Raw genomic sequence first — 19,972 nt, 5'->3', positions numbered from 1 at the left:
CTAAGGTCGGGTCATGGAGATCCTCATCATCCGCCACGGTCACGCCGTGGATGACGCGCCTGACCTCGGCGACGCCGGTCGCTGGTTGACGGGCAAGGGTCGCAAGCTGACCCGGCGTGTCGCCAAATGGCTCGCGAAGCAGAAGGACCGTTGTCCTGCGGCGATCTGGACGAGCCCCCTCGTGCGCGCGGTGCAGACGGCGGAGATCATCGCCGAGGCCGCCCGGCTGACCGACGAGGTCTCGGTGGTCGCCGAGCTCTCTCCCTCACGTGGCACGGCCGACATCCTTCGCCTGCTCTCGCAGCACCAGGGGGCTCAGCCGCTGGCGCTGGTGGGGCACGAGCCTTCGCTGTCGGCGCTCGTGACGTCGCTGCTCGGCGACATCGGCTGGACCGGCCAGAGCCTGAAGAAGAGCGGCGTCGTCGCGGTGAGCTGGGACGGGCGCGGGCCGGGGACGCTGCGCTTCGCGCTGGATCTGAAGGCCATGAAGGCGGTCAGTCCGGTGAAGGAAGCGTAGCAGAAGGCGCCTCGCTCCCGGTGAGGGGCGTCCGCGCCTCTCCGCCGCTCAGCGCACCGATCTCTCCACGGCGCTCAGCACGTCGACGTCGCGCACGCCGTCCGCCTCGGCGCGGTACGACAGCACGATCCGGTGCCGCAGCGCCGGGATCAGCAGCGCCCTCACGTCGTCCACGTCCGCGGCGGCTTCACCGCGGAGCGCCGCGCGCGCCTTGGCCGCGATCACCAGCGCCTGGCTGCCGCGCGGCCCCGCGCCGTAGCGCACGTAGTCCCGGACCTCCTGCGCGGCGCGCTCGGCGCCCGGCCGGGTCGCCCTGGCGAGGCGCACCGCGAGGTCCACGGCCTCGTCGGTCACCGGGATCCTCGGGACGAGGCGTCCGATCGCCAGCACCTCGCTCGCCTTGAGCACCGCCGCGATCGCCGGCGGCTTCCCCGAGGTCGTCCGCCGCGCCACCTCGCGCTCCTCGGCTTCGCTCGGGTACGTGACGTGGATCTCCAGCAAGAAGCGGTCGAGCTGCGCCTCTGGCAGCGGGTACGTCCCCTCCTGCTCGATCGGGTTTCGCGTCGCGAACACCTGGAACGGGTCGGGGAGGACGTGCGTGGTCGTCCCGACGGTCACCTTGCGCTCCTGCATCGCCTCGAGCAGGGCGGCCTGCGTCTTCGGCGGCGTCCGGTTCACCTCGTCCGCGAGGACGAGGTTGTGGAAGATGGGGCCGGGTTGGAAGCGCAGGCTCCGGGACCCGTGCTGCTCGTGCAGCACGTCGGTCCCCGTGATGTCGGCGGGCAGCAGGTCCGGCGTGAACTGGACGCGCCCGAAGCTGAGGTCGAGCGCCCTGGCGAGCGACGACACGAGCAGGGTCTTGGCGAGCCCCGGGACGCCGACGAGCAGCGCGTGCCCGCGCGCGGCGAGCGTGATCAGCATGGCCTCGACGACATCGTCCTGCCCCACCACCGCCGCCGCGATCGCCGAGCGGAGCCGCCTGGCCCCGTCTGCTGTGCGCTCGAGGAGCGCGGCATCCGAGAGGGCGCTCGATCCCTCATCGGCGGTCGTCTCGGCGTCATTCCTGTGCTCGGGATCGCTCATACGGGCAGGGCTCGTACCCCGAGGCGGCGATGCCGACAAGGATCCGACGAAGCGGCTCTCCCCGGCGCCGGTCCTGCTCTGTGGAGGTTTGCTCGGACAGGTGAGCCAGTGTTAGCAATCGATCGCAATGGCGCAGAGCTCTGAGGCCCGGGAGAGGAGAGGGGCGCGCGCGGCGGACGTGGACGCGCAGCGTGAGCTCCAGGTGAGCGAGCCGGCGGACGAGCCGCACAGCGGCGGAGCCGGCGTGGTCGAGGACGGCGCGGGAGCCGCCGCGGCGGGCGGCCGAGGCGGCCCTGAGGAAGGCGGCGGCGGGAACGATGAAGCGCCGTCGGCTCCGCTCGAGTCCCTGCGCTTGCGCGACGGACCGATCCCGCACGCGCCGGTCCCGCCGGTCGCGGGGCCGTGGCGTTCCTACAAGGAGATCCTCGCGACGCTGGCCCAGCGCGTGCTCGACGCGCAGCGCCCGATCCGCATCCTCCAGGCGCTCCGCTGGGAGGCGGACGTCGAGGAGCAATTTCTCCGCTCGAAGCAGCGCGAGCTGCCCGAGGTCACCTACTCGGACGACCTGGGGTTCGACCCGGCGGCCAAGCAGCGCGAGCTCGAGGAGATCCTCCGCGACGCCGAGCGGGAGCTCGGCAAGCGCGATCGGCTCGGGCAGATCCTCCGCGCGACGGCGGACGAGTACCGGAAGGTCGTGAGCATGCTCATGGGACGCGGAACGAAGACGTTCTACGCGCTGTCCCGCGAGCTCTACGGGTCCCCGAAGGACAAGCTGCCGGACGGAAAGACGAGCGTGCGGGACATGGGGTTCGTGCTCTACGACCTCCTGACGGCGATCGGTGGTGAGCGGCTCGGCCCATCGCAGCAGCGGGAGATCACGGCAGAGATGGCGGCGCTCGAGCTGAACGCCCGCTTCGATCGCTTCTTTGGCGGCGCGTCGATCCGCGTGCAGGTGGACGACTCGCTCCTCGCGGACGCCGCCGCGGGCAGCGACTACGTGAAGATCCGGAGCGGCGCGATGTTCTCCAAGAGCGATGTCGACATCCTCGAGGCGCACGAGGGGTGGGTGCACGTGGCGACCAGCTTGAACGGGCAGGCTCAGCCGGTGGCGCGTTGGCTCGCAAAGGGGCCTCCGCGCACCACGGCGGTTCAGGAAGGGCTCGCCGTTCTTGTGGAAATCCTCACGTTCAGGAGCACTCCGCGTCGTGCGAAGAAGCTGAATGATCGCATCCTCGCGGTGGACAAGGCGGAGGACGGGGCGTCGTTCCTCGACGTGTTCGAGTGGTACCGCACCGAAGGTTACGAAGAAGACGAGTGCTTCCAGAATGCCAGGCGCGTCTTCCGCGGCGGCGTGCTCGCGGGAGGGGCGCCGTTCACGAAGGACGCCTGCTACTGTAAGGGGATTGTCCTCAACTACGCCTTCATGCGGGCGGCCATTCAGCACGATCGGGCGATGCTGATTCCATTCCTGTTCGTGGGGAAGGTCGCGCACGAGGACGTCCCCGTCCTCCATGCGCACGTGACGGATGGGATCATCCGCCCGCCTCCCTATCTCCCGCCGATCTTCGACGACATGAGCGGGCTGGCGATCTGGATATGTTATTCTTCGTTCTTCTCCCGCCTGGGAGGGACAGCGCTCGCCGAGCACTACAGCAGGATGCTGGAGCACTGAGCGCGGCTGACCCGGGGGCGTCGTGTGGGGCGACCTCCTTTCGGTGTGTCCGGTGCTCACCTACGGAGGCGGCGCGGCGCAGGCCTGGGCGCTCGGGCCCGCGGCGTGCGTGTCGGCGATCGCGCGCGTCACGGCGAGCCAGAGGCTGAGCCGGGTGGCGTCTGGCACCTCGGGGATGAGCCTGGCCTCGCTCAGGAGTGACTCTTCGTCCGCCGCGCGGGAGCGCTCCGCGACCGGGAGGCGCAACGGATCGTGGAGCGCGCGTCGGTCCTCGGCGTTCATGCGCTTCACCGCCACGCGGAAGTCCTCGCGAGCCAGCCGGAGACGGTTGCGCACGGTGTTCTCTTTCACGTCCAGGTCCCGCGCGATGTCGGCGGTCGCCACATCGAGCAGATCGTGCATGATCAAGACGACGCGTCGCTCGATGTCGATCGCGCCGAGCAGCCTGCCGACGAGCTGACCGCTCTGCTCACGTGCCAGGAGCTGTTCCGAGCTCAGGCCAGGATCGGCGAGCTCGAACGGCCAGCTCGTCCCCGCGCCGACCGCGACCTCTCGGCGGCGGTGGGCACGCTCACGGTAGTGGCCGACCTGTCGCCATGCGATGCCGAACAGCCAGCGCCTGATGGGGTCGCCGAGCGGGCTCGCGGTTTGTGGCACCCGGCGTTCCAGGCCTCGGTCCTGCCTGCAAGGGGGATGTCTTGTGCCTGTCGTGTCGGTGCAGCGCCTCGGATCGAAGCCGTCCAGCGCGTGGTACGCAGCGATCATGACGTCTTGCACGACGTCGTCGATGTCGCGCTCTGCCACCCCGAGCCAGCGCAGCGCTTGTCGGAGGAATGACAGCCCGACAGTGTACACGGTCTCGAAGCTGGGCCGCTCCAGGAGGGGTACATGCTCAACAAGCTGTTGCATGCCTGAACTTACGTGCAGCAGCCCCCGCTGATTTGAAAATCGTCCAACCCCCTCAACGTTGCCACAAGAAAAGTGGGTTCCGTTACATCTGTGAGGGTTGCTCCTGGGTCACCGAGCCCGACCTCGGTGCAGCGGCGATCTCAACCTGGGTGTGCCTGGCTACCGCCGTGCACGAAGCGGCGAGGCAGCGCATGGCTCGACGTGGGGCGCGCGCTCACTTGCCTTGGAACACCGGCTTCCGCTTCTCCATGTACGCGGTGAGCCCCTCGCGGGCATCCTCCGACGCGAACAGCTCGGCCTGCAGCTCTCGTTCGAGGGCGAGCCCCTGTTCGAGCCCCACCTCGAAGCCTGTCTGAACGGCGCGCTTGATGCGCCCGACCGCCAGCGCCGCGCGGTTCGGGAGCGTGAACGTGTGGCTGTACGCGAGGACCCGGTCCATGAACTCGCCATGGGAGGCCGTCTCCCAGACGTCATTGATCAGGCCGACCGCGAGCGCTGTCTCGAAATCGAACGTCTGCCCCTCGCACATCAGCTGGATCGCCCGAGACTTCCCGATGAGCCTGGCGAGGCGCTGAGTGCCGCCCGTGCCTGGCAGGACGCCGAGCGCGATCTCCGGGAGGCCGATCTTGCCGGCGCCCTTGCGGGCGATGCGTAGGTCACAGGCCATCGCGATCTCGAGACCACCGCCTACAGTGTGGCCGTTCAGCGCCGCGATGCAGAGCTTCGGCGTGTGCTCGAGGCGGCTCAACGTCTCGTTCGCGTGGAGGCAGAAGTAGTATTTGAACGTCGGGTCCGACTCGCGGAGCATGTTGATGTTCGCTCCCGCGCAGAAGAACTTTTCGCCGTGCCCGGTGATGACGATGACATGCACATCGTTGTCGAAGCGGGCCTCGAGGATGGCCGCGTCGAGGTCCTTCATCATCTCGTGCGTGTAGCCGTTGACGGGCGGATCATTGAGGGTGAGCAGCGCGACGCCTGCAGAGGTGGCGTAGTCGACGAGGGCCATGGGCGCTCTTTACCAAACCGTCAGAAAAAGCGCTGCCCCCTGGTGGAAAGGCGCGGAATTGTGCTACCCCGCAGGGACGTGCTCATGAACGCGCAGGACGTGCGGCAGAAGTTAAAAGAACTCATGGTCGAGGAGCTGAACCTCGAGGGGAAGACGCCGGCCGACATCGACGACGCCGCGCCGCTGTTCGGCGCGGGGCTGGGCCTCGATTCGCTGGACGCGCTCCAGCTCGCCATGAGCGTGGAGGAGCGCTTCGGCGTCCGCATCCCGGAGGGCGACGAGGCGCGGCCGATCTTCGCATCGGTAGACGCGCTCGTGGCCCACATCGTCAAGTCGACCGCGGCGGCGTGAACGCGCCGCAGAGAGCCGTTCGGGCGTGCGAATCTGGGTGACGGGCATCGGGATCGTCTCGCCTCTGGCGCGCGGGGCGAGGGAGACGATGGACCGGCTCGTCGCGGGAGATCGGGCCTTCGCGCCGCTCTCCTTGTTCGAGATCCCCGGCACCCGCGGGCGCATCGCCGCGGAGATCCGCGGCCTCTCCCCCGAGGAGGTCGCTCCGCCAGGCGAGGCGGAAGGGTGGTCTCGAACCGACGCGATGGCCGTGCTCTCGGCCCGCGAGGCGCTCGCGCACGCGGGGATCGATCCGGGGGCCGTTCCGGTCGACCTGGTCGTCGGCGGGACGACCGCCGGGATGTTCGAGACGGAGGATCTGCTCGCCTGGCTGTCGCACGATCCCAGCGCGATCGCCCCCTTGAAGCGAATGCTCTCGCATCCGCTCTCCTCGACGGCCGATCACGTCCGCGCCGCCGTCGGCCCATTCCGGCGGGTGAGGAGCGTCTGCAGCGCCTGCTCGAGCGGCGCGAACGCCGTTTTGCTGGGCGCGGCCTGGCTCCGCGCCGGCCTCTCGACCCGCGTGCTCGCGGGGGGCGCCGACGGCCTGTGCCGGCTGACCTACACCGGCTTCGGCGCGCTCGCGGCCGTCGATCCGGATCCGTGCCGCCCGTTCGATCGGCGGCGCGCCGGGCTGAACCTCGGCGAAGCTGCCGCGTTCCTCCTCCTCGAGTCCGAGGACGCCGCGCGCGCACGCGGGGCGGCGCCGATCGTCGAGCTCCGCGGGTGGGCGACCGGCGCCGAGGCGCACCACATCACGAACCCCGAGCGCGAGGGGCGCACCGCCGCGCGCGTCATGCGCGACGCGCTCCGGTGCGCGGCGCTCGCGCCCTCGGACGTGGACTATATCAACGCGCACGGCACCGCGACGCCCCTGAACGACGTCATGGAGAGCGCCGCCCTGCGCGCCTGCCTCGGCGCCGAGGTGAGCCGCATCGCCGTCTCGTCCTCCAAGGGGCAGATCGGGCACACCCTCGGCGCTGCGGGCGCGGTCGAGGCGGCGATCACCGCCCTCGCCATCGCGCGTGGCGTGATGCCCCCGACGGGCGGCCTCGAAGAGGTCGATCCGGAGTGCCAGCTCGTGCACCTCAAGGAGGCGCGCGAGGCGCCGATCCGGGCGGCGATGTCGAACTCCTTCGGCTTCGGCGGCACCGACAGCGTGCTCGTGCTCGCGCAGCCCGACCGGTTTCCTCCGCCGCTCGACGCCGGCAGCGCGCCGCGGCGGCGCTCGGTCGTCGTGACCGCGGCCGCGACCATCGGCCCGCTCGGTGTCCTCGCGTCCCGCGGAGGCGCCGCGTATCTCGAGCCTGGGCCTCCACCAGCGGAAGGGGCCATCCCCTTCAACACGGCCGCGCACCTCGATCTCGCGCGGGCGCGGCGGCTCGATCGAGCTGGCCGGCTGACGACGGCCGCGATCCTCACGGCGCTCTCGGAGGCCGGGCTCGGCGGCGCGGCACAGGCCGAGGCCGGCGCGGGCGAGCCGGCGGCCGACGTCGCGCCGAGCCGCACCCTGCCCGGCGCCATCGTCGGCGCCTCCTTCGGGAGCGTCGACGCCTCGACCGCCTACATGCGGCGCATCTACGACAAGGGCGCGAAGTACGCGAGCCCCGCGGATTTCCCCAACCTGGTCCCCTCATCGCCGGTCGGGCACGCCTCCATCTATCTAGGCCTCCGTGGCCCGGTGTTCGCGATGGCCGATCTCGGCGCGACCGCGGAAGCGGCCATGGTCACGGCCATCGAGCTCATCACGGCCGGGGAAGGGGAGGTGCTCGTCGCCGGCAGCGTCGAAGAGGCGAGCCCCATGATCGAGCGGTGCCTCGGTCCGATCTGCTCGCAGGTCGTCAGCAGCGGCGTGCGCAGCGAGGGCGCGGCCGTGCTGCTCTTCGAGAGCGCCGCGCGGGTGCGTGAGCGAGGGGCGCGCCCGGTGGCGACGGTGTCCTGGTGGAGCTCCTGGCGTGGTGACGGCGTGGGGATGCTCGCCGGAGCGCCAGCGCCGGCGCGCCTCGGCGCTCCAGGAGAGGCCGCCCCGCGAGCGCAGGCCACCGTCCCGTGGCCGGCCGCCGTGTTCGTCGGACGGCAGGAGGAGCGCCTCATCGCCTGCCTCCACGGCTCACCGTGGGCCGAGGTGCCGCGCTCCACGCTGGCGTCGCGCGCAGGTGATCACGAGGGCGCTGGCGGGTTCGCCGCTGCTGCGGCGGTCGCGGCGCTCGCCATCCGCGACCTCGCGAGCGTGCTCGTCCTGGGTGGCGCACCCGACCGCGGATACGCCATCCTGCTGGTCGCTCCCGGCGACGCGTGACGACATCGCTGCCCGCTCCCGGCCGTCGTGCGCGCCGCATCGTCGGCGCTGGGCGCCTCCTGCTCTCACTCGCGTGGGTCCCCGCCTGCGCCGCGAGCGCTCCGCAGCGGGGCGGCCCGCTCGACGCCGAGCTCGCGCGCCTCCTGCCTCGCGCATCGGGGGGCGCGTCGGCCGCGCGGCCCGATCCATCGGCGTGGCGCGAAGGGCGCGAGCGCCTCGCAGATCTCCGCCGCGAGGTCGAGGGGGCTGGCCCGCGCACGCTCCGCGTCCGCCTGGCGCTGCGGGAGCCGCGCACGGGCCACATGCTCGAGGCGCGCGGCGCGATCGCGGTCGCCCCGCCGGCGCTCGAAGGGCGCGCGCGCACGGCGGGGAGCGACGTCGTCGAGCCGGAAGGCGCGCTGCGGATGATCCTCCTCGGCCCAGGCGGCACCACCGCGCTCGACCTGTGGGTACGCGGCGATCGCTTTCGTTTCGCCGTCCCCGCGCTCGATCTGCTGAGGCGCGGCGATGCCTCGACGCCTCGGGCTTCGCTCCGCGGTCTACCGGTAGATTTCCTGCGCTGGTGGATGCTCCACCCGGCGGCGGGGAAGCTGCTCTGGTACTCGCGCGCCGCGAGCACGGATTCCTTCGTCCTGCGCGACGGCGACGCCGTGATCGATCTGCGCGTCAACGACCGGGGCGTGATCGGCGCGCGCCGCACCACGTGGTCGACGGCGGAGGGCGCACGCCGGCGCCGGCTCGACGAGGAGGTCGTGATCGCCGAGGGCATCGGCTGCGGCAACGTCCGCTACGCGCAAGCCTCGACCGGGCTGCTCATCACGGTCATCTGCGAGGCCGAGGAGCGCGAACGCGCGCCGGATCCGCGCGCGTTCGTCGACCCCGACTCGCTGCGGCCGGGGGACGGCTCATGACCGACGCTTGCGTGATCGCCTCGGGCGCCGTCTCGGCGCTCGGCCTCGGCCCTCTCGCCTACCGCGTCCCCGGAGCTGGCGAGCCCGCGCCCGTCGCGATCACTCGCGACGCGGAGCTCGATCGCGCCGGCCTGCTGCGGCCGTTCGCCGCCCGCGCGCCCGCGGAGCTCGGCGTCGCTCCGGGCACCGATCGCGCGACGGATCTGCTGAAGGCGGCGCTCTCGCAGACCCTCGCGGCGCTGGAGGCCGTGCGCCCCGGCTTTCGTGGCGAGCGTATCGGCATCGCCCTCGGCACCTCCAGCGGCGGCATGCTCACCGCGGAGCGGTTCTTCGCCGCCCGCGCCGAGGGGGTTGACGCCGGATCGCTCGCCGCGCTGGCCTCGGGTGCGACCTATTTCGCGCCGTTCAACGATGCGCTCGCCGCGTTCGGGCTCGAGCGGACCCCGCTGCGCACGCACCTGCTCGCCGCGTGCGCGGCGAGCACCCTGGCGATCGGCCTCGGTCTCCGCTGGCTCGATCGCGACGCCTGCGATCTCGTGCTCGCCGGCGGTTACGACGCCCTCAGCACCTTCGTCGCCGCCGGCTTCGAGGCGCTCCGCGCGACCACGGCGTCAAAATCGCGCCCGTTTCGTGTCGGCCGTGACGGCATGGCGCTCGGCGAGGGCGCCGCCGTCGTCGCCCTCGTCCGCGAGGATCGTCGCCGCGGCGCCCCGGTGATCGTCCGCGTCGCCGGCTTCGGTGCGTCCACGGACGCGGTGCACATCACCGCCCCGGATCGAACGGGCTCGGGGCTCGCGCGCGCCGGCGCCGCGGCGCTCGCGGACGCCGGGTGGCCTGCCTCGCGCGTCGGTCTCGTCAGCGCCCACGCCACGGCGACGCCGTACAACGACGCGATGGAGTCGCGCGCGATCGCCGCGTTGCTCGCGACGCGCGGCCCCGGGGAGCGGTCGGACGCGCCGGGCGCAGGCGCCCCTCCGCCGGTGGTCCACCCGTTCAAGGCTCAGATCGGGCACACGCTCGGGGCCGCGGGGGTGCTCGAGGCGCTCGCGGCCTCGGCCGCCCTCAACGCGTCCATCGCCCCGCCGGCGGCCTCCGAAGGCGAGCTCGACCCCGACGCTCCGGCTCACCTGCTCGAGCGCGCCGAGCCGCGCCCGCTCTCTGCGGCGCTCAAGCTCTCGGCGGCGTTCGGCGGCGCCAACGCCGCCCTCCTGCTCACGTCCTCCGCGAGCGGGCGCCGCCCGCGGCGGCCCCGCGCCGTGGTCCTCCGCGCGCACGCGCGCGTGACGGGCTCCGATCTGGGGCGCCTCGCCGAGGCGACCGGCATCGCGCGCGATCGCCTGGCGCGCCTCGACGCGCTCTGCCGGCTCGGGCTGACCGCGGTCGCAGCCCTCGCTGCCATCGTCGGCGCCGACAGCTTGCGGGGCGCCGGCATCGTCGCGGGCCACGCGCTCGCGACGATCGACACCAACGAGGTCTATGACGCCCGCCGTCGCGCGCGCGGAGCCCGCTTCGTCGAGCCGCGGCTCTTCCCTGCGACGTCGCCGAACGCGATCGCGGGCGAGTGCGCCATCGCCTACCAGCTCACCGGGCCGAGCTTCGCGGTAGGCGCTGGGCTCGGCGGCGCGCTGGAGGCGCTCCGCGCCGCGGCCGATCTCGTCGCGTCCTCGGACGCCGACCGCATGGTCGTCCTCGCGGCCGACGACGCGGGGCCGGTCGCGCGCGAGCTGCTCGGCCTCACCGGCGCCGAGCATCGCACGCTCGCTTGCGGCGCCGTCGCGTTGCTCCTACAGGCCGCTCCTGGCGACACCGAGCGCCTGCGCAAGGTCGATCCCGACCTCCCTGTCGACCACGAGGGTCCGGTCGGCCACCTCGCCCTCCTCCGCTGGATCGACGAGCACGCGTAGCGGCGCGCCCGTCCCCGTCATCGCGCGGTGATCATGATCGCTTCGCTTGCCGATCCGCGCCTCGATCTGGCAAGGTTCCCAGCTGGAATCAGCTGCTTCCCCCGAGCGTTGTCCTGCCCGCGTATGTTCTGCCGCCAAACAAAAGCTGTCGCTTCGCTCCTCGTCGTTGCCTCGGCCGTCCTCGCCGGCTGCGCGACCCACTACATCCCGAACACAGACGTCGAGGACAACGACGACAACCGCAAGATCATCTCGTTCTGCGAGAAGTATCGCAACGCGGTGGAGAGCAAGAACGTGGGCGAGCTGCTCAAGCTCGCCTCGCCCAAGTACTACGAGGACGGCGGCAACATCGACGCGGCGGACGACCTCGATTACGCTGGCCTGCGCGCGTACCTCACCGGCAAGTTCCAGGACGCGCGCGCCATCCGCTACGAGATCCGCTACCGACGCGTCCTCAAGGGGGATGACGTCATCTACGTCGACTACACCTACAGCGCGAGCTACCGCATCCCGGGGGGCAAGGGCGAAGAGTGGCGCCGCAAGGTCGACGACAACCGGCTGGAGCTGGTCCAGTACCAGGACGAGTACCGCATCGTCGCGGGGATGTAGGGGATGTAGCGGTCGGGCGCCGCGCGACGGCGCCCCGCTCTAGTTCAGCGCGCTCTTCGAGGAGGGGGCATCGAAGACGCCCTTCTCCTTCGCGGCTGCGAGCACGCGGAGCGCCGTGCGGTAGCCGCGCAGGACGAGCGGCTTGGCGGCGAACCGGTTCATGTAGCTGTACCGGCCGATCGCGGGCGCCACGTCCAGGAAGGTGACGTTCGGGTAGAGCTTGGAGAGGAGCTCGACGCCGCGGCGCTCTTTCTCGGCCAGCAGGATGCTGAGCGACTGCCGGACGACGCTGGGCGCGCCGCTCCTCGCGATCGAGCGCTGCGACTCGTCCCGCTCCTCGGGACGGTAGATGTTGGAGATGATCACGATGTTCGCGCCGGCGTTCACGGCCAGGTCCGCGGAGAGCGTCCGGATCACCTCGCCGCTCAGGTGATAGCGGCCGTTGATGCGGTAGGGCCGGAACAGGCCGGGCACGCAGCAGCTGGCGGCGACCGCCTGGCTGATCGGCGTGGACTCATCGTAGCCCGGGCCGAACACGACGCGCTTGGCGCTGTCCACGTCGACCGCCGTCACGTAGACGGCGTGCGGCAGTTGTCGGAAGTCGTTGATCGGCAGCGTTCGGCGCACGTAGCGCTCGAGCCTGTCGATCGAGAACACCCCCGAGCAGAGGTATCCCGGGTCGAGCAGATCGCGCAGGGCGGGCGCGCCGAAGAAGCTCGACACGTGGAGGCGAGGCCCGCGGTGACGCCGTCTCCATGGGAGGCGGTATGCGTCGAGCAGCACGTCGAGCGGGATGTCCTGTCCGTACGTCGCGCTGACCAGCGCGCCCGCTCCAGCGCCCACGTAGATCTCTGGATGGATGCCCAGCTCCTCGCAAGCCTTCAGCACGCCGAGGTGCGCAAGGCCTCGCGCCGCCCCCCCGGAGCCCACGAACGCGATCTTGAGGCGGCTCATCGAGCCCCGATCTTGTCGGAGATATGGCACAAGCGCAAAGCCTACTGTAGCTGGAAGTCCTCGAGCAGCCGGTAGATCCTGAATCGCGGACCGTCGCGGCGCAGCCAGACGACGATCTCGTCGCCGAGCAGGCGATCTGCCGCGACCCTAGCGGTCGTGATCGGGACCCGGATCACGACGTCCTGGTCGTCGAGCGTGTCCGGCTGGATCGCCGGGTGATGCGGCGTCGTGAGCACGTCCTCCGCTCGGAAGATCTGGAGCTCCGACTCCCGGTAGACCGGCTCTCCGGCGAGCTTCCCGTACTCGAGCCGCCGGAACCGCTGCTCCCACCAGAGCCCGGCGATCGGCGGCTGCCCCGAGCCGCCCGAGCCGGTCTGGATGGCGAGGGCGTCGCGCGTGAGCAGCTCGCTCAGGCCTTCGCTGTCCTCGGTGACCACCCGCCGGAAGAACTCGTCCACGACGTCCAGCGCCGCGCCGATGCCGAGCGGTGTCCGGAGGGTCACGACGCTGTCGCCGACGTCGGCTTGGTTCGTCGGTGGCGGCGAGGTGCTCACCGGATCGAGCGCCACGCCATCGGGGCGGCGGCGCTCGTCAGAGAGCTCGGCGGCGGTGGGAAAGGAAGCCGGTCCTCCTTGCCCGCATCCAAGGAGAAACGAGCCCATGAGCACGGCGACGAGCAGCGAAGGACACGCTGGCGACCGCGAGATGTCCGGGGAGCCTGTGGGCGGTGCATGCACCGTGGCCTCCGGCGGGCCCTCCGGGCGTTCAGATCGGCTCGATCGCTGGAGCATCGGCGCGGGTGAACGTCACGATCGCACGCTCGCCGACGTGGGTCCACCCCGCGGGGGCCTGGTCGTCATCGAAGTCCGACGCGACGAGCGTCAACCGGCTCGCGGCGTAGTCGGGCATGCGCATTCGGCCCAACCCGCCGTCGCTCAGGAGCCGCTCCATGTCGTCGCTGCCCTGGTAGATGCGGTACGCCATCGGCGTGCCGCCGTGGGCGACGAGCAGGTACTCCGGGTTCGTGACCACGATGTTCATCGCGCTCGGCCCCGCCCCTTCCTCCGCGCAGAGCCGATCGACGAGCGCGATGGAGGACCGGAGGGCCGTCCGCGCGCTCGCCGCGTCCACGTTGGGCCGATCGAGCTGGCCGCTGTCGTGGAGGAAGGACAGGAACAGGTGGAAGAGGATCTCGCTGTCCGTCTCGCCCCGAACGTCGCGCTGGAGAAACTGCGGCAGCGAGTCGCTCAGCTGGTTTCGCAGGCGGGCGAACCCTTCGACCGTACCCGTGTGGGCGAACAGCCACTGCCGGTAGCGGAACGGGTGCGTGTTCTCGGTGCGCAGGCTGCCCACGGTCGCAGCCCGGACATGCGCCACGAGGATGTCGGCGCGCACGTCCTTGGTCATGTCGACCAGGCTGATCTCGGGTCGATCGTCGATCGGTCGGCGCTTGAGGAGAATCTCTCCTCCCTGGTAGAAGCCGACCCCCCAGCCAGGGATCACGCCCTCCCTTCGGCGAACCGTGAGGGCACGATCTTCGAGCTCGATCGCACGCGCGCCGAGATCCGGACGGTTACCGATAAAGCCGACGAGACGAGCCATAGCTTTGTCCTCGCGAGTTGGGTCGGGGAGGCGGGGGCAGGGTCCGGCTCGCCGGTAGAGCGCTCCCTCATCTGCAAGCAGGGGTGGCTCCGTCGGTCGGCCGAGTGAGCGTGGGTCGCGGGTTGCGCCCTATGCTTTCTTGATACGACAGAGTCGCCCTGCAAGCGGAGCAAAAACGGATCCCCAGCGGCGCGGCGGGGCGCGGGCACGGCCTGACCACACTGCCCGCCGTTGTCGCGCAGTTTGCCGGTCGCGCTGCCGGTCGCGCTGCCGGTCGCGTTACCTCTTACTCACGCTCCTCGCACAGAGTGGCGATTCGGACGCGTGGGTACGCGCGGAGCGGTTAGCCTCGTCTGCGTCTGCTTCCGTGCGTCGGCCCGTTGCGTCGGCGCCTTGGCGCATCGCGCCGTGCGCGAGGGCTGCCGAGCGGCGCCCAGAAATTCCCGCACCAGCTCTGACGCGCGGCACTAAGGCGAGAGACGATTCAGCATGCGCGGGAACGGGATCGTCTCGCGCACGTGGGGCAGGCCGCAGATCCAGGCGACGCTCCGCTCGACACCGAGCCCGAAGCCCGCATGCGGGAAGGTGCCATACCGGCGCAGATCCAGGTACCAGCCGAACGCCTCGGGGGGCAGCCGATGCGCCTCGATTGCCCGCTCGAGGGTGGCGAGATCATCCTCGCGCTGCCCGCCTCCGATCACCTCGCCATAACCCTCCGGCGCCAGGACATCGACGCAGAGCGCGAGCCGGTCATCCGTCGGATCGCGCTTCATGTAGAAGGCTTTCACCTGGGCCGGATAGCGGTGGACCATGACGGGGCGATCGTACCGGCCGGAGATGATCGTCTCGTCCTCACCGCCGAAGTCCTCGCCCCAGGGAAAGTCCGAAACTCCAGCGTCTCCAGTCGTTTTACGTTTCTCCGCCCGCGCCTCGTTCAGGATGGCGACGGCTTCGTCGTAACGGATGCGCGGGAACGGCTTCTTGACCGCCTCGAGCTTCCCGACGTCGCGCTCGAGCACCGCGAGCTCGGGACGGCGTCGCTCGAGGACCCGCTCGACGATGAAGCAGAGGAAGTCTTCCGCGAGGTCCATGTCGCCTGCGAGGTCCATGAACGCCACCTCGGGCTCGACCATCCAGAACTCGGCCAAGTGGCGGCGGGTCTTCGACTTCTCCGCGCGGAACGTAGGCCCGAAGCAGTACGCCTTCCCGAACGCGGCCGCGGCCGCCTCCATGTAGAGCTGCCCCGACTGGGTGAGGTACGCCTTCTCGCCGTGGTAGTCGGTCTGGAACAGCGTGCTCGTCCCCTCGCACGCGTTCGGCGTGAAGACCGGCGCGTCGACGAGCGTGAACCCGCGCCCGTCGAAGAAGTCGCGGATGGCCTGGATGATTGTGTGGCGCACGCGCAAGATCGCGTGCTGGCGCCTCGATCGCAGCCAGAGGTGGCGGTGATCCATGAGGAAGTCGGTCCCGTGCTCCTTCGGGGAGATGGGGTACTCGCCGGTGGTGGGGCCGAGCAGGCGGAAGCCGGACGCGGCGATCTCGTAGACCCCGGCGCGCTTCGGGTGCGCCCTTACCTCGCCGACGACATCGATCACGCTCTCCTGGGTGACCTTGTCGGCGGCCGCGAAGACCTCGTCGCCGACGTCGCTCTTCGCCATCACGCACTGGACGGTGCCGAAGCCGTCGCGCAGCTCGAGGAAGTGGAGCTTGCCGCTCGAGCGCTTGTTGTAGAGCCATCCGCGGAGCACGACAGTGCTGCCGACGTGCGCGCTGAGGTCGCTGGTAGCAATGACGGGCGAGTCCTGCATGGGCGCCCGAAATAGCACGGTTTAGTTGCGGCTGACGCCGGCTCCGGCCAAAAATGGCGGCATCTTGGTCCTCCGACAGCATCGCGCGTTATCGCTCTGCTTGCCCGCGTTCACCATGCTGCTCGTTGCAGCTGGCATACCGCTCGCCGCGGGCGGCTGCTCGGCCCTCTATCCCGAGCTCTCGGCCCGGCTCCGCGAGCCTCCTTCAGACCAGGAGCTGCATCCTCCGCCGCCCGAGGACGTCCGGTGGCTCCGCGTCGTCCGGGCGAGGGTTCCGGAACGCACTCGGGACGGACGTGCCTGGGATTCCGGGGCCGGCGACCTCCCGGATCCCTATGTCCGCGTCCTGGTCAACGGCGAGGAGATCTTTCACACGGCGGAGCAAGCCAACACCTTGGAGCCGACCTGGCCCGACGGACCCAGCGGGAATTTCCAAATCTTGCCCGAGGACCGGCTCCGGGTGGAGCTCTGGGAGGCGGACCCGCTCGTCGACAAGCCGATCGGGGTGCGCGACATCGGTCGCCCGAGCGATACGCAGCGAGCCGCTGGCGAGATCGAGGTCGAGTTCGATGCGGGCGGCTCGCTCACGCTGGCGTTTCAGCCGGCGCACGCCAAGTTCGGCCTTGGCCTCTGGTACCAGATCCATTCGGGCTCCGCATTCATCTCGCAGACCGTGGAGGGAGGGCCGGCCGAGCGCGCCGGGCTCCGCAAGGACGACGAGGTGCTGGAGATCGCCGGGCAGCCGCTGCGGCGCATGTCCGTCGCGGCGATCCGGGCCGCGCTCGACGCCGTGCCGAGCGCCGGGCTCGTGCTCCTGGTCAAGCACGCCACGGGCACGACCGAGCGGATCAGGGTCCACGAGGGGCCCATCTATCCGCTGTTCGATCGCTTTGCCGCAGCCGAGTAAGGGGGCCACCGCGCCGTGAAGATCCCGCCGTTCGGGCTCACCACCCGGGAGATCCGCGAAGAGCTCGCCCCCTTGCGGCACGATTTCTCGATCGCCGTCTGCCGCGCGAAGAACCCGTTCAACATCGGCGCCATCATCCGCGTCGCGCACTCGTTCCTGGTGCGGGAGATCTTCCTGATCGGGACCGAGCCCTATTACGAGCGCGCTTCGATGGGCATGCAGAAGTACGAGACCATCGTCGAGTGCCCCGACGAAGCGACCTTCCTCGAGGCAGCGCGCGGCCGCCCGCTCATCGGCGTCGAGCGCGATCACGCGCGGCGGACCCTCTGGGAGGCGCCATTGCCTCACGGGCTCGTCTTCCTCTTCGGCAGCGAGGACGACGGGTTGCCGCAGGTGCTGCTCGACGCCTGCGAGGACGTGATCGCGATCCCCATGTACGGGATCAACCACTCGTACCCCGTGGCGATCGCGGCGGGCATGACCATGTGCGAGTGGGCTCGGCGGCGCGACCCGCGCGGCGGCGTGAGCCGCGCCGGAGGCTGCTGAGCCGCGCCGGAGGCTGCTGAGCCGCGCCGGAGGCTGCTGAGCCGCGCCGGAGGCTGCTGAGCCGCGCCGGAGGCTGCTGAGCCGCGCCGGAGGCTGCTGAGCCGCGCCGCTACGGCCCTCCGCCGCGGGCGGGGCGCTACTCGCGGAAGCGCTCGAAGACGAGGAGCTCGCCCAGCAGGTCGTGATCGAGCGTGCCAGCCGGGCGCATCCCGAGCTTCTCGATCACCCGGAGCGACGCGCGGTGCCAGGCCGGCGTGGTGGCGATCACGCGCCTCACCCCCGCCTGCTGCAGCGTCCAGTGCAGCACGGCGCGCGACCCCTCGGTCGCATAGCCCTGGCCCTGGGACTTGCCCTCGACGCCGTAGCCGATCTCCACGGTGCCGGTCGCGTCGGGCCGGCCATTCAGCACCACGCTGCCGACGACGACGCGCTCCTCCTGTTCGCGCGTCACCATGAGCCGCGTGCCCCACAGGAACGCGTCAGGATCGTCGCGCAGCCGGTCGAGCGGCGAGCTGAAGGCGCGCTCGACGAGCGCGCGCCCAGGCCAGGCGTCAGGAAAGCGCGCGCCGGACAGGGCCTCGGCCTCGGCGCGATCTCCGCGGATGACCGCCTCGAGCAGGGACAGCGAGACCGGGGTGAGCGCCAGGCGCTCGGTAGTCAGGGTGCTCATCGCGAACCTGCGCCGGATCAGATCATGCGCCGGGGCCTGCCGGAAGTCGAAATGGCGAAGGGCCGACTTCCTGAGAGGAAGCCGGCCCTTGCCCGCCGGGCTTAGCGGTCAGCGCGGCGCGCCGCGATCAGAAGTCGTGGCCGTGGCCCGCGTGGGCGCCACCAGCCGCCGGCTTCTCCTCCTTCGGCCGCTCAGCGATGAGCGCCTCGGTGGTGAGCATCAGGCTGGCGACGCTGGCCGCGTTCTGGAGCGCCGACCGGACGACCTTGACCGGGTCGATGACGCCCATCTCGAGCAGGTTGCCGTAGTCGCCCGACGCCGCGTTGTAGCCGAACGAGTCCTTGCCGTCGCGCACCTTCTGCACGACGATCGAGCCCTCTTCCCCGGCGTTGGCCGAGATCTGGCGGAGGGGCTCCTCGATGGCGCGGCGGATGATGTTGACGCCGAACCGCTGCTCGTCGTTGACCTTGAGCTTCTCGAGCGAGCTCTGCGCGCGGATGAGCGCCACGCCGCCGCCCGGGACGATGCCCTCCTCGACGGCCGCGCGGGTCGCGTGGAGCGCGTCCTCGACGCGAGCCTTCTTCTCCTTCATCTCGGTCTCGGTCGCAGCGCCGACCTTGACGACCGCGACGCCGCCCACGAGCTTCGCGAGCCGCTCCTGGAGCTTCTCGCGGTCGTAGTCGCTCGTCGTGTTCTCGATTTGAGCGCGGATCTCCTGCTGCCGGGCCTTGATCTTGTCCTTCTTGCCCTGGCCGCCGACGATCGTGGTGTTGTCCTTGTCGATGATGACCGTCTTGGCGCGGCCGAGATCGCTGATCGTGACGTTCTCGAGCTTGAGGCCGAGCTCCTCCGCGATCACCTGGCCGTCCGTCAGGGTGGCGATGTCCTTCAGCATCTCCTTGCGGCGATCACCGAAGCCCGGCGCCTTGACGGCCGCGCAGTGCAGCGTGCCGCGGAGCTTGTTCACGACGAGGGTCGCGAGCGCCTCGCCCTCGACGTCCTCGGCGATGATGAGGAGCTGCTTCTGGCTCTTGGCGATCGCCTCGAGCACCGGGAGCAGGTCCTTCATGTTGGAGATCTTCTTCTCCGAGATGAGGATGTAGCAGTCCTCGAGGTTCGCCTTCATCGCCTCGGGATCGGTCACGAAGTACGGCGAGAGGTAGCCGCGGTCGAACTGCATGCCCTCGACCACGTCGAGGGTCGTGTCGGCGCTCTTGGCCTCCTCGACCGTGATCACGCCCTCCTTGCCGACCTTCTCCATGGCGTCGGCGAGGAGCTTGCCGATCGTCTCGTCGCCGTTCGCGCTGATCGTGCCGACCTGCGCGATCTCCTTCGCGTCCTTCGTCTGCTTGGCGGAGCCGCGGAGGTGCTCGACGATCGCCTCGACCGCCTTGTCGATGCCGCGCTTGATCTCCATCGGGTTGTGGCCCGCCGCGACGAGCTTGGAGCCCTCGCGGTAGATCGCCTGGGCGAGCACCGTCGCGGTGGTCGTTCCGTCGCCGGCGATGTCGCTCGTCTTCGAGGCGACCTCGCGGACCATCTGGGCGCCCATGTTCTCGAAGCGGTTCTCGAGCTCGATCTCCTTGGCGACCGTCACGCCGTCCTTGGTGACCGTCGGCGAGCCGAAGCTCTTCTCGATGACGACGTTGCGCCCCTTCGGGCCGAGGGTGACCTTGACCGCGTCGGCGAGGGCGTTGACCCCCGCGAGGATCATGCTGCGGGCGGACTCGTTGTAGATGATTTCCTTGGCTGCCATGGTGTCTCTCCTAAGTTCCTTCTGTCGCCCGCGTCACTTCTCGATCACGCCGAGGATGTCGTCCTCGCGGAGGATGAGGTGCTCCTCGCCGTCGATCTTCACCTCGGTGCCCGAGTACTTGCCGAAGAGGACGCGATCTCCCTCCTTGACGTCGAGCTTCCGCACGGTACCGTCCTCGGCGACCTTGCCGTTGCCGACGGCGACGACGGTGCCCTCGATCGGCTTCTCTTTCGCGGTGTCCGGAATGTAGAGACCTCCCTTGGTCTTCTCTTCTTCCTTCACGCGCTGAACGATCACGCGGTCCTGGAGCGGTCGAATCTTCATCTTTGCAAATCCTCCGGGGACGAGCGCCGCGTCCCACGAACGGCAAGACCCAGCCGGCGCGACCGAGCGCACCGGAAGGCCCCATACGATTGCAGTCTGGGCACT

General features: G+C 70.5%; 19 protein-coding genes. 9 read left to right on the top strand and 10 right to left on the bottom strand.

Annotation, left to right across the window (positions count from 1 at the left end; all coding sequences use genetic code 11):
* Window positions 1-13 precede the first annotated feature (13 nt).
* Window positions 14-517 carry a phosphohistidine phosphatase SixA gene (gene sixA, locus WME90_RS31230; protein WP_437275679.1) on the top strand — a complete coding sequence of 168 codons (504 nt, stop codon included), beginning with the start codon at window positions 14-16 and terminating at the stop codon, window positions 515-517.
* Between the two features lie 48 nt (window positions 518-565).
* Here the strand turns inward: sixA and WME90_RS31225 are convergent, their stop codons facing one another.
* Window positions 566-1,600, bottom strand: coding sequence for an AAA family ATPase (locus WME90_RS31225; protein WP_437275678.1), 1,035 nt, complete (start codon window positions 1,598-1,600; stop codon window positions 566-568).
* A gap of 127 nt (window positions 1,601-1,727) precedes the next feature.
* Between WME90_RS31225 and WME90_RS31220 the strand changes: the two genes are divergently transcribed.
* Window positions 1,728-3,272 carry a flavohemoglobin expression-modulating QEGLA motif protein gene (locus tag WME90_RS31220; protein ID WP_437275677.1) on the top strand — a complete coding sequence of 515 codons (1,545 nt, stop codon included), beginning with the start codon at window positions 1,728-1,730 and terminating at the stop codon, window positions 3,270-3,272.
* A 60-nt stretch (window positions 3,273-3,332) separates the two neighbouring features.
* Here WME90_RS31220 and WME90_RS31215 read toward each other — a convergent pair whose 3' ends face one another.
* Both WME90_RS31215 and WME90_RS31210 read right to left on the bottom strand, forming a co-directional pair.
* On the bottom strand, window positions 3,333-4,181 hold the full coding sequence (locus WME90_RS31215; RefSeq protein WP_437275676.1) for an RNA polymerase sigma factor: 849 nt from the start codon (window positions 4,179-4,181) through the stop codon (window positions 3,333-3,335).
* A 214-nt stretch (window positions 4,182-4,395) separates the two neighbouring features.
* Window positions 4,396-5,187, bottom strand: coding sequence for an enoyl-CoA hydratase/isomerase family protein (locus WME90_RS31210; RefSeq protein ID WP_437275675.1), 792 nt, complete (start codon window positions 5,185-5,187; stop codon window positions 4,396-4,398).
* A gap of 84 nt (window positions 5,188-5,271) precedes the next feature.
* Between WME90_RS31210 and WME90_RS31205 the strand changes: the two genes are divergently transcribed.
* The 5 genes from WME90_RS31205 (at window position 5,272) to WME90_RS31185 (ending at window position 11,300) form a co-directional block, all read left to right on the top strand.
* Window positions 5,272-5,538: a phosphopantetheine-binding protein gene (locus tag WME90_RS31205; protein WP_044969499.1), complete on the top strand. Its 267-nt coding sequence runs from the start codon at window positions 5,272-5,274 to the stop codon at window positions 5,536-5,538.
* Between the two features lie 25 nt (window positions 5,539-5,563).
* On the top strand, window positions 5,564-7,876 hold the full coding sequence (locus WME90_RS31200) for a beta-ketoacyl synthase N-terminal-like domain-containing protein (RefSeq protein ID WP_437275674.1): 2,313 nt from the start codon (window positions 5,564-5,566) through the stop codon (window positions 7,874-7,876).
* Window positions 7,873-8,787 (top strand): hypothetical protein, encoded by a 915-nt coding sequence (locus WME90_RS31195; protein WP_437275673.1) that lies wholly within the window; start codon window positions 7,873-7,875, stop codon window positions 8,785-8,787. Before WME90_RS31200 ends, WME90_RS31195 begins: the two co-directional genes overlap by 4 nt.
* The gene (locus tag WME90_RS31190) at window positions 8,784-10,691 is read left to right on the top strand and encodes a beta-ketoacyl synthase N-terminal-like domain-containing protein (RefSeq protein WP_437275672.1); all 1,908 of its coding nucleotides are present in this window, start codon (window positions 8,784-8,786) and stop codon (window positions 10,689-10,691) included. Before WME90_RS31195 ends, WME90_RS31190 begins: the two co-directional genes overlap by 4 nt.
* Window positions 10,692-10,814: 123 nt before the next feature.
* Complete coding sequence (locus WME90_RS31185; RefSeq protein WP_437275671.1) at window positions 10,815-11,300, top strand: hypothetical protein; 486 nt, start codon at window positions 10,815-10,817, stop codon at window positions 11,298-11,300.
* A 39-nt stretch (window positions 11,301-11,339) separates the two neighbouring features.
* Here the strand turns inward: WME90_RS31185 and WME90_RS31180 are convergent, their stop codons facing one another.
* The 4 genes from WME90_RS31180 to asnS form a co-directional block, all read right to left on the bottom strand.
* A complete protein-coding gene (locus tag WME90_RS31180) occupies window positions 11,340-12,254 on the bottom strand; it encodes a patatin-like phospholipase family protein (protein ID WP_437275670.1) in 915 nt (304 codons plus the stop codon).
* A gap of 41 nt (window positions 12,255-12,295) precedes the next feature.
* Window positions 12,296-12,991 carry a hypothetical protein gene (locus tag WME90_RS31175; protein WP_437275669.1) on the bottom strand — a complete coding sequence of 232 codons (696 nt, stop codon included), beginning with the start codon at window positions 12,989-12,991 and terminating at the stop codon, window positions 12,296-12,298.
* A gap of 28 nt (window positions 12,992-13,019) precedes the next feature.
* Complete coding sequence (locus WME90_RS31170) at window positions 13,020-13,757, bottom strand: class II glutamine amidotransferase (RefSeq protein WP_437275668.1); 738 nt, start codon at window positions 13,755-13,757, stop codon at window positions 13,020-13,022.
* A gap of 566 nt (window positions 13,758-14,323) precedes the next feature.
* Window positions 14,324-15,664: an asparagine--tRNA ligase gene (gene asnS, locus WME90_RS31165; RefSeq protein WP_437275667.1), complete on the bottom strand. Its 1,341-nt coding sequence runs from the start codon at window positions 15,662-15,664 to the stop codon at window positions 14,324-14,326.
* Window positions 15,665-15,728: 64 nt separating this feature from the next.
* On the opposite strand from asnS, the gene WME90_RS31160 reads away from it, so the two are divergent.
* Both WME90_RS31160 and WME90_RS31155 read left to right on the top strand, forming a co-directional pair.
* Complete coding sequence (locus WME90_RS31160; protein ID WP_437275666.1) at window positions 15,729-16,571, top strand: PDZ domain-containing protein; 843 nt, start codon at window positions 15,729-15,731, stop codon at window positions 16,569-16,571.
* Between the two features lie 15 nt (window positions 16,572-16,586).
* Complete coding sequence (locus tag WME90_RS31155; RefSeq protein WP_437275665.1) at window positions 16,587-17,117, top strand: TrmH family RNA methyltransferase; 531 nt, start codon at window positions 16,587-16,589, stop codon at window positions 17,115-17,117.
* A 136-nt stretch (window positions 17,118-17,253) separates the two neighbouring features.
* On the opposite strand, the gene WME90_RS31150 is transcribed toward WME90_RS31155, so the two are convergent.
* The 3 genes from WME90_RS31150 to groES form a co-directional block, all read right to left on the bottom strand.
* Window positions 17,254-17,787: a GNAT family N-acetyltransferase gene (locus tag WME90_RS31150; protein WP_437275664.1), complete on the bottom strand. Its 534-nt coding sequence runs from the start codon at window positions 17,785-17,787 to the stop codon at window positions 17,254-17,256.
* 127 nt (window positions 17,788-17,914) lie between these two features.
* The gene (groL, locus tag WME90_RS31145; RefSeq protein ID WP_437275663.1) at window positions 17,915-19,543 is read right to left on the bottom strand and encodes a chaperonin GroEL; all 1,629 of its coding nucleotides are present in this window, start codon (window positions 19,541-19,543) and stop codon (window positions 17,915-17,917) included.
* Between the two features lie 33 nt (window positions 19,544-19,576).
* Window positions 19,577-19,867, bottom strand: a complete 291-nt coding sequence (gene groES, locus WME90_RS31140) for a co-chaperone GroES (protein WP_012238539.1) — start codon at window positions 19,865-19,867, stop codon at window positions 19,577-19,579.
* Between the last annotated feature and the right edge of the window lie 105 nt (window positions 19,868-19,972).

The sequence above is a fragment of the Sorangium sp. So ce375 genome, from assembly GCF_051473855.1.
Classification (GTDB): Bacteria; Myxococcota_A; Polyangia; order Polyangiales; family Polyangiaceae; genus Sorangium.
Note: the sequence above shows the minus strand (reverse complement) of the source record. Positions and strands in the feature narration are given on the sequence as shown.

Bases quoted from the DNA above. Each gene is read 5' to 3' on its own strand.
- groES (WP_012238539.1), bottom strand. From the start codon at position 19,867: ATGAAGATTCGACCGCTCCAGGACCGCGTGATCGTTCAGCGCGTGAAG.
- WME90_RS31185 (WP_437275671.1), top strand. From the start codon at position 10,815: ATGTTCTGCCGCCAAACAAAAGCTGTCGCTTCGCTCCTCGTCGTTGCC.
- WME90_RS31205 (WP_044969499.1), top strand. From the start codon at position 5,272: ATGAACGCGCAGGACGTGCGGCAGAAGTTAAAAGAACTCATGGTCGAG.
- WME90_RS31150 (WP_437275664.1), bottom strand. From the start codon at position 17,787: ATGAGCACCCTGACTACCGAGCGCCTGGCGCTCACCCCGGTCTCGCTG.
- groL (WP_437275663.1), bottom strand. From the start codon at position 19,543: ATGGCAGCCAAGGAAATCATCTACAACGAGTCCGCCCGCAGCATGATC.
- WME90_RS31220 (WP_437275677.1), top strand. From the start codon at position 1,728: ATGGCGCAGAGCTCTGAGGCCCGGGAGAGGAGAGGGGCGCGCGCGGCG.
- WME90_RS31190 (WP_437275672.1), top strand. From the start codon at position 8,784: ATGACCGACGCTTGCGTGATCGCCTCGGGCGCCGTCTCGGCGCTCGGC.
- sixA (WP_437275679.1), top strand. From the start codon at position 14: ATGGAGATCCTCATCATCCGCCACGGTCACGCCGTGGATGACGCGCCT.
- WME90_RS31225 (WP_437275678.1), bottom strand. From the start codon at position 1,600: ATGAGCGATCCCGAGCACAGGAATGACGCCGAGACGACCGCCGATGAG.
- WME90_RS31215 (WP_437275676.1), bottom strand. From the start codon at position 4,181: ATGCAACAGCTTGTTGAGCATGTACCCCTCCTGGAGCGGCCCAGCTTC.
- asnS (WP_437275667.1), bottom strand. From the start codon at position 15,664: ATGCAGGACTCGCCCGTCATTGCTACCAGCGACCTCAGCGCGCACGTC.
- WME90_RS31210 (WP_437275675.1), bottom strand. From the start codon at position 5,187: ATGGCCCTCGTCGACTACGCCACCTCTGCAGGCGTCGCGCTGCTCACC.
- WME90_RS31180 (WP_437275670.1), bottom strand. From the start codon at position 12,254: ATGAGCCGCCTCAAGATCGCGTTCGTGGGCTCCGGGGGGGCGGCGCGA.